We start from the raw sequence: 12,008 nt of genomic DNA on the forward strand, positions 1-12,008 counted from the left end.
GATACCTGACGATGCATCAGAACTGATACCAGTTCCCGTTATAGTCAGCAATGCATGCGCTGCTGCGGCCCGGCCGCACTCGCGGAGAGGGGAACCCCGTGCCAGAGGCGACCGGCGTCACCGACCACGGCGGCGGGGTGTGGAGCATTCCCGTCCCCATACCGGACAACCCGCTCGGCCACACCCTCGTCCACCTCCTCGACACCGACCACGGACCGGTCCTCATCGACACCGGCTGGGACGACCCGGCCGCCTGGGACACCCTCACGGCCGGACTGGCCGCCTGCGGCGCCGATGTCGCCGAGATCCACGGCGTCCTCGTCACCCACCACCACCCCGACCACCACGGCCTCTCCGGCCAGGTGCGGGAGGCCTCCGGGGCGTGGATCGCGATGCACGGCGCCGACGCGCACGTCGTACGCCGCACCCGCGAGGCCGACCCCGCCCTCTGGCTCGACTACCTCACCGAGAAGCTGGCCGCGGCCGGCGCCCCGGAAGATCACCTCGCCCCGCTGCGCGCCGCCCGCGCCGCGGGCCGTACGCACCTCCCCGGGCAACGGGCCGCCCTCCCCGACCGCGAGATCGCACCCGGCGAACTCCTCGACCTCCCGGGCCGCCGCCTCCGCGCCATCTGGACCCCGGGCCACACCCCCGGACACATCTGCCTCCACCTGGAAGAAGCCCACCCCGCGGCGCTCCACGGCCACGGCCGCCTCTTCTCCGGCGACCACCTCCTCCCCGAGATCACCCCGCACATCGGCCTGTACGAGGACCCGTCCGACACCACCCCCACCGACCCGCTGGGCGAGTACCTCACCTCCCTGGAGCGCGTCGCCGCCCTCGACCCCGCCGAGATCCTCCCGGCCCACCAGCACGCCTTCACCGACGCCCCCGCCCGCGTGCGTGCCCTCCTCCGCCACCACGAGGCCCGGCTCGCGGACCTCCGCGCCCTCCTCGCCACCCCGCTCACCCCCTGGCAGCTCGCCGAGCGCATGGAGTGGAACCGCCCCTGGCCCGACATCCCCCACGGCTCCCGCAACATCGCCGTATCCGAGGCCGAAGCCCACCTCCGCCGCCTGGTCACCCTCCAGCAGGCCGAACCCGTCCCCGGCACCGACCCGGTCACCTACCAGGCCCTCTGACCCCACTCACGCACCATGGACGGACCGACGAACGAGAGGGCCACGCATGTCCCGCCACCACGACCGCAAGCACCGCATCGTCACGACGTTCCAGCGGCGCGTCGGCAACCCGATCCTCTCCCGGCTCCCGTTCCAGACCCTCCTGGAAACCACCGGCCGGACCTCCGGGCTGCCCCGGCGCACACCGGTCGGCGGACGCCGCGTCGGCGACGCGTTCTGGTTCGTCTCGGAGTTCGGCGACAGGTCGCAGTACGTACGGAACCTGCGGGCCGACCCCCGCGTCCGGGTCCGCATCAACGGCACCTGGCACACCGGCACCGCCCACCCGCTCCCCGAGGACGACGCCCGCGCCCGCCTCAAGACCCTCCCCCGCTACAACAGCACCGCGGTCCGCGCCCTGGGCACCGACCTGCTGACCGTGCGCGTCGATCTCACCGGCTGATCACAGCGCTCGCACCACGCCGTGCCGACGGCTGGTGGGGTTAACCCCCCTCGACGTCCGGTGGCTGACCGGCTGCTCGCGCGGTCACACTATTCATACGCTCGTCTACATGATGAAGCGGACGATCCACACAGCTCTCGCAGGCGCTCTCGCATTAGGAATCACAGCCATCACGGGCGGTGCCGACGCGGCGGCCGCCACCGGGTCCGGTGACGGCTCCGTGGTCCGGACCGACCGGGGCGCCGTACGCGGCACGGTGACCGACACCGTGCGCACCTTCCAGGGCATCCCCTACGCCGCACCGCCCACGGGCGAGCGCCGCTGGGCACCCCCCGCGCCCGCCCGGCGGTGGCGGGGAGTCCGGGAGGCCACCGCGCCCGGGGCCGCCTGCCCCCAGACGGGTGCCGTGCCGCCCGTTGGACCCAGCTCCGACGACGAGGACTGCCTGTTCCTCAACGTCACCGCGCCGCGCGCCACCTCCGCCACGCCCCGGCCCGTGATGGTGTATCTGCACGGGGGCGACCACACGGACGGCGCGGGCGCCATGAACGGTGCCCGGCGGCTCGCCGCGCAGGGCGATGTGGTCGTGGTGACGGTCAACTACCGGCTGGGCGCCCTGGGCTACCTCGCCCACCCGGACCTGGAGCGGCGCGGCGAGTCCGGCAACTACGGATTCCTCGACCAGCAGGCGGCCCTGCGCTGGGTGCGGCGCAACGCGCCCGCGTTCGGCGGTGACCCGGGCAACGTCACGCTCTTCGGCCAGTCCGCCGGCGGCTACAGCACCTGCGCCCATCTCGTCGCCCCGTCATCGGCCGGCCTCTTCCACCGGGTCATCCTGCAGAGTGCGCCCTGCACGGCCGCCATGGGCAGGCGGGATCGCGAGGATGCCCTGCGGGAGGGCCAGGCGGCCGCCGCCGAGATCGAGACGAAGCACCATCTGAACGACTGGCGTACGGCCTCCCCCGGGCAACTGGTCCACCCCTTCGGCACGGGCCCCGAGTACACCCCTGTCTACGGCGGCGAGCTGCTGCCCCGCACCCCCCGGGAGGCGTTCGCCACCGGGCGGTTCGCCAAGGTCCCGGTGCTCCAGGGCATCAACCGCCACGAGGAGCGCGCCAGGGTCTACGGCCTGGAACTGGCCAAGAAGGCCGCCACCGGCGACCCGGACGCACGGATCGACCAGGCCGACTACCAAGCCCACCTGGAGCAGGAGTTCGGCAGGGCACGGGCCCGTGTCATCGCCGACCGCTACCCCATCGGCGACTACGACGACTCGCCGGCCCTCGCGCTCGCGGCGGCCCTGACCGACGCCACCTGGGCCCGGCACTCCGTCGACAGCGGCCGGGCGCTGTCCCGCCGGGTGCCGACGTACACCTACGAATTCGCCGACCGCGAGGTCCCGTGGTACTCCGACGCGACCTACGAGAAACCCGGCTTCCCGGTGGGAGCCGCGCACACCTTCGAGCTTCCCTACCTCTTCGAGCTGGACGCCTACGAGGAACTCACCCCGGCGCAGCAGAGCCTCTCCCACGCGATGATCCGCATCTGGGCGGATTTCGCCCGCACCGGCGAGGCGGGCTGGAAGCCCACCACCCCGGCGGCGCCGAACGCGCTGTCCCTCGCGTCGGGGCCGGGTGGCATCCGTCCCGTGGACTTCGCCAAGGACCACCGTTACGACTTCTGGAAGTCCGTGCGCTGACCGCCCAGGGACCAAGGGGCTATGTTCGCCCCATGTACACCACGAGGGTCTCCGGGCATGTGCGGGCTTCGCGCGGGGTTGTCTACCGGGCGCTGGTGGACGGGCGCGCGATCGCGACGTGGCGGGTGCCGGACGGGATGAGCGGCCGGGTCCACGAGTTCGAGGCCCGCGAGGGCGGGAGGTTCCGCGTCTCGCTCACGTACGACGCGCCGACCGGCACCGGCAAGTCCGCCCCGCACACCGATACGTACCACGGCCGTTTCGTGAAGCTCGTACCGGATGAGCAGGTGGTGGAGGCGATCGAGTTCGAGACCGATGATCCCGCACTGCGCGGCACGATGACGATGACGACCACCCTCACCGACGCCGGCGGTGGCACCGATGTCCTCGTCGTGCACGAAGGGATTCCCGACAGCGTGCCCGCCACCGACAACGAGACGGGCACGCGCATGGCGCTCGCGAAGCTCGCGCGGTTCGTCGAGGCGGAAGCCCAGGACACGGCGGAGTGAGGCGCCGGCGGTCTCCGCGCGCGAGGGGGGTGGCTCGCGCGCGGAGGGTGGTCACGGGGTGTCGGTGACGGTGACCGGCTCGTCGTTGTTGAGCTGCTCCACGAGCTGCTTGACCTTGGCCTGGTCCCACTGGAGGTTGCCGCCGACGCTGCCCGAGGTCGGCATGTTCAAGGACTTGCCCCCGTTGCTGGTGACGTCCTTCATGGCGAGGAACATCTGGGCCAGGTAGTAGGGGTTCATGTCCTTGTCGACGATCAGGGTGTCCAGCCCGGCGCCCATGGCGGGATAGAGCTTGAAGGGGTTCAGCACCGTGCCGGGCGCCGCCGTCTGGGAGGCGAGGGAGGACAGGAACTTCTGCTGGTTCTTCGTGCGCTCCAGGTCACTGGCGGCGAACGCGTGCCGGCTGCGGACGAACGCGAGCGCCTGCTGCCCGTTCATCGTCTGCTCGCCCGCCTGGAAGTCGGCGCCGGCCTGCTTGTCCTTGAAGCCCTTGTCGAGGTTCATGTCGACGCCGCCGATGGCGTCCACGATGTTGGCGAAGCCGGAGAAGCCGACCTCCGCGTAGTGGTCGATGTGCAGGCCGGTGTTGGCCTCGACGGTGCGGACGAGCAGCTGCGGGCCGTCCATGGCGTACGCGGCGTTCAGCTTGGTGGCGCCCAGGGGGCCCTTGATCTTCCCGGACTCGGAGCCGCGGAACTTCGGGATGGTCACGTTCGAGTCGCGCGGCAGGGATATGAGCGTCGGGCCGGAGGATCCGTCGTGCAGGATCATCATGGAGTCCGTGCGCTTGCCGTCGGCGGAGCCCGTGTGCAGGTCCTTCTTCTGCTGGTCGGACATGCCCTCGCGGCTGTCGGAGCCGACGATCAGGTAGTTGGTGCCGTCGCCCGCCTCAGGGCGGTCGATCACCTGGCTGAGGTCGACTTCCTTGCGCAGCTTGGAGTCGGCCCAGAAGTACGTGGCGACCGAAGCGACCAGCAGGACGACGACCAGGGTGATCAGGACGCGTTTGACGGTCCGGCCGCGGCGTGGGCGCCGGTACGGCACATCGTCGGCATATCCGTCGCCGTACTGCGGCGCGGCGCCGGGCTGCTGAGGCGGAACGCCGTACTGCGGTGGGACGCCGGGATGCCCGCCGTGCGGCATCGCCTGCGGTGCGGGGTCCTGGTAATTGTCGTTTCTGCTGTCGTTCCATGGGCGCATGCCCGGCAGTCTGCATTACTCATGGGCCGTAAATGCAAATCGACGAGGATGTCAACCGGATCGACGCAGGGGAAATATCACCGCAGCGCCGCCGGAGACATCTCGGCGTTACGGCTCGATTCCTTTTCGTGACCGTCCGCGAAGGAAAGCAGCGCGTTCTCCGGCGCATCGCGAGTACGCCCGTGATCTTCCGTTCCTCGGTGCGTTCGGTGACCCTCCGGTGGTCATGTGATGACGGGGTCGGATTCCTCTTGAGGTGACCTCATCGTGGTCAGCGCCGACGGCCGGAGAAGTGTTACCCGGGCGCCGCGGGGCACCCCCGGCAAGCGGAAGATGCCCCGGCGAACACGAGGTCAGAGCCGCCGCACCCACGCTGCGGCGCCGTGGCCGATACCGAGGTAAATCACCGCAGGCAGGGCGTAGTTGAAGAAGACTCGAACACCTTCGGGTTCCATCATGAAGATGTCCTGCGACCATCCGGCGAGCCAGTCCGCCACACCATGCACGAAATCGACAAAGACATTCGCCTGGTTGGCGTCGAGCAGGTACAGCAGCAGCCACAGCCCCAGGAAAACCGCGGCGATGTCCGCGAGGCTGTGAATGATCAAGGCTGTCCGGTCCGCCCCGCGACCACTCGAATTGCCTGCTCGGCGCCGGTTGGTGGGGGCAGTGTGATCGCCCTGGAAGGAAGCATTCGGGTCGTGGTGATACGAACCGTTATCGGCCATGGGGCCATGGGGGTTGCTCATGGGCCTCTCTTTGCCGGGCCGAACACGCCGAAACGGCCTTCACATTCGTTTCACAGCGATGTTCTCCATGCGTTACCCATTCTGTTTGCGCAGGGTGGGTGCTGATTTTTCAACCCGCTTATTCTGTATTGGAGTTGCCCGGCGGGCGGCCCGCCGGGGGCCTGCGGTGCGGACGGGGACACGGCGTCGTCAGCGGATGAAGCGGCCGGTTAAAGTGGGCGGGAGAACTTCATCCGCGTCCGATCAGGGGAAGTCGGTGGAAATCCGGCGCTGACCCGCAACCGTGTGTACGGACCCCCGGGTCGCCCGGGCCGTACGAGCCGGAGCACCTGGGCGGGCGCGACGCAGGAGGCTCCCGCCGTCCGGGTGTCCGGCGGCGGCACCGTCGTGGGATGCGGGGCTGAGCCCGGTGCCACCGGCGCGACGGATGTGTTCCGCGCGTGGGTGGACGGCCGTGCGTGGCTGCGTAACGCCCCTGATCGAGAGGCACCCCAGCCATGAACGCACGCCGCAGCGCCGCGGCCCTGGCCATCTCCGCCGCCCTGTGCGCGACCGCCGTGGCCACCGGGCCCGCCGCGTCCGCCGCTCCCGCCGCTCCCGCTGACGACGGCAAGCGTCCGCAGGGGCTGTACGGGACGAAGGACCCCAAGTTCGACGGGGTGTGGCGGCAGTCGCTCGCGCTCCTCGCCCAGGACGCGACCGGCGTGAAACCGGCGAAGTCGGCCATCGACTGGCTCGCCGGGCAGCAGTGCGCGGACGGCGGCTTCGCCGCGTACCGGGCGGACACCGGGACGGCGTGCGATCCGAAGAAGGGCGAGTTCACGGACGCGACCGGGGCCGCGATACAGGCGCTGGCCGCGGTGGGCGGCCGGTCGGCGGCGGTGGAGAAGGGCATCGGCTGGCTCAAGCGGAGCCAGAACGAGGACGGCGGCTGGAGCATGAACCCCGGCGGCCCGAGCGACGCCAACTCCACCTCGGTCGCGGTCGGCGCCTTCGCCACGGCCGGGATGGATCCGGTGGAGGTCGCGGCCGCGGCGAGCGGCAAGACGCCGTACGACGCGCTGCTCGGGCTGCAGCTGGACTGTTCGGCGAAGGAGGCCCAGCGGGGCGCGTTCGCGTACACCGGGAAGGGCGAGCCCGCCGCCAACGACCTGGCCACCGTGAGCGCGGCGCTGGCCACCCGGGGCTCGGGCTTCGTCTTCGACCCGGTCGGCAAGGACGACGACAAGAGCCCCAAGCCGCTGGCCTGCGAGGGCAAGGGCGCCGGCGCGGACCGTACGCCGGAGGACGCCTCCGAGGCCGCGCTCGCCTACCTCTCCACCACCATGTCCGGCAACGGCATGCACCTGAAGACCGCGACGCCCGGCGCCAAGGCCCAGCCCGACTTCGGCGCCACCGCCGACGCGATCATGGCGCTCGCCGCGGGTGAGCACAGCGCGGCCGCGGCCCGGCCGCTGCAGTGGCTGCAGGGCAAGGACAGCGGCGCGGCGGCCTGGGCGAAGGGCGACCCGGGCGCGCTGGCCAAGCTGGTGCTCGCGGCCCACGCGGCCGGTGCCGACCCGCGCCACTTCGGCGACGCCGACCTCGTCCAGCAGCTCAACGCCACCGGGCCGAAGCCGGTCGAGGAGCAGGCGTCGGAGGAGAAGAGCGCGAAGGACGACGACGGCGGGACGGGCAGCGTCTGGTGGATCGTCGGAAGCTGCGCGGTGGCCGGTATGGGCATCGGTTTCCTGCTCAGCGGCCGTAAGCGGCAGCAGCTTTGATGGTCGGCCGTCCGGCGATCCGGCTGTCCCTCGCCCTCGTGCCGCCGCTCGTGGCCCTGCTCACCGTGCTCGCCGGGGCCGCGCCCGCGCACGCCGACGGGTACCGCTACTGGTCGTTCTGGCAGCGGGGTGGGGACGGCGGCGGCTGGACGTACGCGTCCCAGGGGCCCTCCGCGGCCCGGCCCGGCGACGGCGACATGATCGGCTTCCGCTTCGCCGTCAGCGAGGACTCGAAGGACGCCGCCCGGCCGCGTGGCACGGCCCGCTTCGGCGCGGTCTGCGGCACGGATACGCCCGCCAAGGGCGGCACGAAGCGGATCGCGGTCGTCCTCGACTTCGGCACCGCGCGGGACGCACCGGACGGCCGCACGCCCCCGGAGCCCCGCACCGCGTGCGCGCGGGTCGGCGAGGACGCGACGGCCGGGGAGGCGCTGGCGACGGTCGCGAAACCGCTGCGCTACAACTCCTCGGCGCTGCTGTGCGCGATCGCGGGCTACCCGAAGTCGGGCTGCGGGGAGGCGGTGACCGCGCACAAGGAGGATGAAGGTGAGGGTGGCGGCCCGTCGGCGGGCCTGATCGGCGGAGTGGCCGCCGTGGCCGTTCTCGGGGCCGCGGCGGCGTGGCAGACCCGCCGCCGGTCGTGACCGCGATGGGGGCGCGTACCGCGCTCGGCGTGGCGCTGGCGTGGGCAGCGCTCGGCGCCCGGCGGGCCTGGGCAGCGCTCGGCGGAGCAGGAGCCCGGGCGGCGGGCGCCGAGGGGGCATGGTCGTACCGCGCCGACAGCGCCGGCGAGCGCCGCGCCGCCGACCCCGACCGGCCGCGTCCCCGCCGTGGGGCCGCGCTGCACGCCGGGGCGTGGTGGGTGTGGGCGCTGGGGCTGGGCACGGCCGCTTCGCGGACCAGCAATCCGCTGCTGCTCGGGCTGATCGTCGCGGTCGCGGGGTATGTGGTGGCGGTGCGCCGTACCGATGCGCCCTGGGCGCGGTCGTACGGCGCGTTTCTGCGGCTCGGGCTGATCGTGCTCGCGATCCGGCTCGTCTTCGCGGTGTTCTTCGGCTCGCCGATCCCCAGTACGCGGGTGCTGTTCACGCTGCCCGAAGTGCCGTTGCCCGGCTGGGCGCAGGGGGTGCGGATCGGGGGGCGGGTCACCGCCGAGGGGCTGGTGTTCGCGCTGTACGAGGGGCTGCGGCTGGCCACGCTGCTGGTCTGCGTCGGCGCGGCGAACGCGCTGGCCAGCCCGGCGCGCCTGCTCAAGTCGCTGCCGGGCGCGCTGTACGAGGCGGGGGTGGCGGTGGTCGTGGCGATGACCTTCGCGCCGCATCTGGTGGCGGACGTCCAGCGGCTGCGCGCGGCGCGCCGGCTGCGCGGGCGCCCCGACCGCGGGGTGAAGGCGCTGCTGCAGGTGGGACTGCCGGTGCTGGAGGGCGCGTTGGAGCGGTCCGTGGCGCTGGCGGCGGCGATGGACGCGCGCGGTTACGGCCGCACCGCGCGGGTCCCGCCCGCGGTGCGCCGTACGACCGCCGCGCTGACGCTGGGCGGGCTGCTCGGCGTCTGCTGCGGTACGTACGGGCTGCTGGCCTCGGAGGGCGCGGCGTACGGCTTGCCGCTGCTGCTGGCCGGGCTCGCCGCCGCGCTGGGCGGGCTGTGGCTGGGCGGGCGCCGGTCGGTCCGCAGCCGCTACCGGCCGGACCGGTGGGGGGTACGGGCCTGGCTGGTGTCGGGGTCGGGGGCGGCGGTCGCGGCGCTGATGATCTGGGCCGCCTCGTCCGCCCCGGAGTCCCTGAATCCGCCCGCCGTTCCGCTCACCGCGCCGGACTTGCCGCTGTGGCCCGCGGCCGGCGTCCTGCTGGGGCTGCTCCCGGCGTTCGTCGCCCCAGCCCCCGCCCCGCCCGCGTCATACAAGGAGGTCACCCAGTGATCCGCTTCGAGCAGGTGTCCGTCACCTATGACGGCGCCGCCCGGCCCGCCCTCCACGAGGTGGAACTCACCGTTCCGGAGGGCGAGCTGGCCCTGCTCGTCGGCCCCTCCGGAGTCGGCAAGTCGACACTGCTGGGCGCCGTCTCCGGGCTGGTGCCGCACTTCAGCGGCGGCACCCTGCGGGGCAGGGTCACGGTCGCGGGGCGGGACACCCGTACCCACAAGCCGCGCGAGCTGGCCGACGCCGTCGGCACCGTGGGCCAGGACCCGCTCGCCCACTTCGTCACCGACACCGTCGAGGACGAACTCGCCTACGGGATGGAGTCGCTGGGCCTGCCGCCCGACACGATGCGCCGCCGCGTCGAGGAGACCCTCGACCTCCTCGGCCTCGCCGAGCTGCGCGACCGGCCCATCGCCACCCTCTCCGGCGGACAGCGGCAGCGGGTGGCGATCGGGTCGGTGCTCACCACCCACCCCCAGGTCCTGGTCCTGGACGAGCCCACCTCGGCGCTCGACCCGGCCGCCGCCGAAGAGGTGCTGGCCGTGCTGCAGCGGCTGGTGCACGACCTGGGCACGACCGTACTGATGGCCGAACACCGTCTTGAGCGGGTGGTGCAGTACGCGGACCAGGTGATCCTGCTGTCCGCCCCCGGCGCGGCCCCGGTGGTCGGCGAACCGGCCGAGGTCATGCCGGTCTCGCCCGTGCAGCCGCCGGTCGTGGCGCTGGGCGGCCTCGCGGGGTGGACGGCCCCGGTCCCCCTGTCCGTACGGGACGCACGCCGCAAGGCGGGGGCGCTGCGGGAGCGGTTGGCGCCCCTCACCCCTGGCGGGACGAAGCGCACGGCGCCGGACGGGGCACCGGCCGGGCAGGCCGAGCGGCTGTCCGTACGGCACGGGCGCGTCGAGGCGCTGCGCGACGTCAGCCTGTCGGTGCGGCCCGGCGAGACGGTGGCGCTGATGGGCCGCAACGGGGCCGGGAAGTCGACGCTCCTCGCCGCACTCGTCGGGATGCGTGAACCGGCCGCCGGAACCGTGCGCGTCGGTGCGGAACGCCTCGTACCGCACCGCACCCGCCCCGCCGAACTCCTGCGCCACGTGGGCCTCGTACCGCAGGAGCCGCGCGATCTGCTGTACGCGGACACGGTGGCGGCGGAGTGCGCGACCGCCGACGAGGACGCGGGGGCGGCGCCCGGCACCTGCCGGGCGCTGGTCACGGACCTGCTGCCCGAGGTGGCGGACGACGCCCATCCGCGCGATCTCTCCGAGGGGCAGCGGCTCGCCCTCGCGCTGTCCGTCATCCTGACGGCCCGCCCGCCGCTCCTGCTGCTGGACGAGCCGACGCGCGGGCTGGACTACGCGGCGAAGGCACGGCTGACGCGAATACTGCGCGGGCTGGCGGCGGACGGCCACGCCATCGTGCTGGCCACGCATGACGTGGAGCTGGCGGCCGAACTCGCCCACCGGGTCGTCATCCTGGCCGACGGCGAGGTGGTCGCGGACGGGCCGACGGCGGAGGTCGTGACGTCCTCCCCCGCCTTCGCCCCGCAGGTCGCGAAGATCCTCGCGCCGCTGCCGTGGCTGACCGTGCCGCAGGTGCGCGAGGCGCTGGAGCGGGCGCGATGACGGGGGCGGAGATCGGGACGTCCCGGGTACGGGCCGTCCGGCTCGGGCCGCGCTCGGTCGTCGCCCTCGTGCTCGTGTCCGCGATCGGCGTCGCCGCGTTCACCTGGCCGCTCGTCGCGCCCGCCCACTCCGGCGTCGCCGCCCACTCCGCCGACGCGCCCTGGCTGTTCGCCGCGCTGCTGCCGCTGCTGCTGGCGGTGGTCGTGGCGACGATCGCCGACACCGGTCTGGACGCGAAGGCCATCGCGATGATCGGGGTGCTGGCGGCGGCGGGCGCGGCGCTGCGGCCGCTGGGCACGGGCACGGCGGGCATCGAGCCGATGTTCTTCCTGATGGTGCTCTCCGGGCGGGTGCTCGGCCCCGGTTTCGGGCTGGTGCTCGGTGCGGTGACGATGTTCGCGTCGGCGCTGCTCACGGGCGGTGTCGGGCCCTGGATGCCGTACCAGATGCTGGCGATGGGGTGGGTCGCGCTGGGCGCGGGGCTGCTGCCCGGCGCCGGGCGGCTGCGCGGCCGCCGCGAGCTGGCACTGCTGGCGGGCTACGGGGCGCTCGCGTCGGTGGCGTACGGGACGGCCATGAACCTGCAGGGCTGGACGCTGACGCAGGGGATGTCGTCGGGGATCAGCTATGTGCCGGGCGACGCGGTCGGCGCGAACCTGGCCCGTTTCGTCACGTACTGCCTGGCGACCTCGCTCGGCTGGGACCTGCCGCGCGCGGTGGTGACGGTGGCGCTGACCCTCACCCTCGGCGGGCCGATCCTGCGGGCGCTGCGGCGGGCGACGCGGCGGGCGGCGTTCGAGGCACCGGTGGCGTTCGAGCGCCCGTGATGGACGAGCGCCCGTGACGTACGACGGGGCGGGGCCGGGGGGGGGGTTTTTTGGGAGGGGGGGGACCCCGGCCCGGGTGTTTTCCTTGTTTGAGAGACTTACCCCCCACCGCGGGGGCCACCCACCCTCCACCCACA

11 protein-coding genes are annotated in these 12,008 nt (G+C 73.1%); 9 read left to right on the forward strand and 2 right to left on the reverse strand.

All coding sequences use genetic code 11. The features are described from left to right. Positions 1-50 precede the first annotated feature (50 nt). The 4 genes from ACZ6CL_RS11245 to ACZ6CL_RS11260 all read left to right on the forward strand — a co-directional run bounded on the left by ACZ6CL_RS11245 (position 51) and on the right by ACZ6CL_RS11260 (position 3,792). Positions 51-1,142, forward strand: coding sequence for an MBL fold metallo-hydrolase (locus ACZ6CL_RS11245; RefSeq protein WP_468934149.1), 1,092 nt, complete (start codon positions 51-53; stop codon positions 1,140-1,142). A 46-nt stretch (positions 1,143-1,188) separates the two neighbouring features. Beyond that, on the forward strand, positions 1,189-1,584 hold the full coding sequence (locus ACZ6CL_RS11250; RefSeq protein ID WP_468934152.1) for a nitroreductase/quinone reductase family protein: 396 nt from the start codon (positions 1,189-1,191) through the stop codon (positions 1,582-1,584). A gap of 109 nt (positions 1,585-1,693) precedes the next feature. Further along, on the forward strand, positions 1,694-3,283 hold the full coding sequence (locus ACZ6CL_RS11255) for a carboxylesterase/lipase family protein (RefSeq protein ID WP_468934154.1): 1,590 nt from the start codon (positions 1,694-1,696) through the stop codon (positions 3,281-3,283). Between the two features lie 32 nt (positions 3,284-3,315). Beyond that, entirely contained in the window at positions 3,316-3,792 is a 477-nt protein-coding gene (locus tag ACZ6CL_RS11260) for an SRPBCC domain-containing protein (RefSeq protein WP_468934158.1), read from the forward strand. 51 nt (positions 3,793-3,843) lie between these two features. On the opposite strand, the gene ACZ6CL_RS11265 is transcribed toward ACZ6CL_RS11260, so the two are convergent. Next, on the reverse strand, positions 3,844-4,992 hold the full coding sequence (locus tag ACZ6CL_RS11265; protein ID WP_468934160.1) for an LCP family protein: 1,149 nt from the start codon (positions 4,990-4,992) through the stop codon (positions 3,844-3,846). A 353-nt stretch (positions 4,993-5,345) separates the two neighbouring features. Next, positions 5,346-5,741, reverse strand: coding sequence for a hypothetical protein (locus ACZ6CL_RS11270; RefSeq protein ID WP_468934162.1), 396 nt, complete (start codon positions 5,739-5,741; stop codon positions 5,346-5,348). 497 nt (positions 5,742-6,238) lie between these two features. On the opposite strand from ACZ6CL_RS11270, the gene ACZ6CL_RS11275 reads away from it, so the two are divergent. The 5 genes from ACZ6CL_RS11275 to ACZ6CL_RS11295 are packed head-to-tail and all read left to right on the forward strand — an operon-like array spanning position 6,239 to position 11,871. Next, positions 6,239-7,504, forward strand: coding sequence for a prenyltransferase/squalene oxidase repeat-containing protein (locus ACZ6CL_RS11275; protein ID WP_468934164.1), 1,266 nt, complete (start codon positions 6,239-6,241; stop codon positions 7,502-7,504). Further along, positions 7,504-8,148 (forward strand): SCO2322 family protein, encoded by a 645-nt coding sequence (locus tag ACZ6CL_RS11280; RefSeq protein WP_468934166.1) that lies wholly within the window; start codon positions 7,504-7,506, stop codon positions 8,146-8,148. The genes ACZ6CL_RS11275 and ACZ6CL_RS11280 overlap by 1 nt, the downstream gene beginning before the upstream one ends. Continuing rightward, a complete protein-coding gene (locus ACZ6CL_RS11285) occupies positions 8,124-9,422 on the forward strand; it encodes an energy-coupling factor transporter transmembrane component T (protein WP_468934167.1) in 1,299 nt (432 codons plus the stop codon). Before ACZ6CL_RS11280 ends, ACZ6CL_RS11285 begins: the two co-directional genes overlap by 25 nt. Then, positions 9,419-11,044 (forward strand): ABC transporter ATP-binding protein, encoded by a 1,626-nt coding sequence (locus ACZ6CL_RS11290; RefSeq protein ID WP_468934170.1) that lies wholly within the window; start codon positions 9,419-9,421, stop codon positions 11,042-11,044. The genes ACZ6CL_RS11285 and ACZ6CL_RS11290 overlap by 4 nt, the downstream gene beginning before the upstream one ends. After that, positions 11,041-11,871, forward strand: a complete 831-nt coding sequence (locus ACZ6CL_RS11295; RefSeq protein WP_468934172.1) for an ECF transporter S component — start codon at positions 11,041-11,043, stop codon at positions 11,869-11,871. The genes ACZ6CL_RS11290 and ACZ6CL_RS11295 overlap by 4 nt, the downstream gene beginning before the upstream one ends. Positions 11,872-12,008: the final 137 nt, after the last annotated feature.

It is taken from the genome of Streptomyces sp. NPDC041200, from assembly GCF_055591805.1.

Excerpts from the sequence above, each read along its gene's own strand:
- ACZ6CL_RS11245 (WP_468934149.1), top strand. The coding sequence starts at position 51 with ATGCATGCGCTGCTGCGGCCCGGCCGCACTCGCGGAGAGGGGAACCCC.
- ACZ6CL_RS11250 (WP_468934152.1), top strand. The coding sequence starts at position 1,189 with ATGTCCCGCCACCACGACCGCAAGCACCGCATCGTCACGACGTTCCAG.
- ACZ6CL_RS11255 (WP_468934154.1), top strand. The coding sequence starts at position 1,694 with ATGATGAAGCGGACGATCCACACAGCTCTCGCAGGCGCTCTCGCATTA.
- ACZ6CL_RS11260 (WP_468934158.1), top strand. The coding sequence starts at position 3,316 with ATGTACACCACGAGGGTCTCCGGGCATGTGCGGGCTTCGCGCGGGGTT.
- ACZ6CL_RS11265 (WP_468934160.1), bottom strand. The coding sequence starts at position 4,992 with ATGCGCCCATGGAACGACAGCAGAAACGACAATTACCAGGACCCCGCA.
- ACZ6CL_RS11270 (WP_468934162.1), bottom strand. The coding sequence starts at position 5,741 with ATGAGCAACCCCCATGGCCCCATGGCCGATAACGGTTCGTATCACCAC.
- ACZ6CL_RS11275 (WP_468934164.1), top strand. The coding sequence starts at position 6,239 with ATGAACGCACGCCGCAGCGCCGCGGCCCTGGCCATCTCCGCCGCCCTG.
- ACZ6CL_RS11280 (WP_468934166.1), top strand. The coding sequence starts at position 7,504 with ATGGTCGGCCGTCCGGCGATCCGGCTGTCCCTCGCCCTCGTGCCGCCG.
- ACZ6CL_RS11295 (WP_468934172.1), top strand. The coding sequence starts at position 11,041 with ATGACGGGGGCGGAGATCGGGACGTCCCGGGTACGGGCCGTCCGGCTC.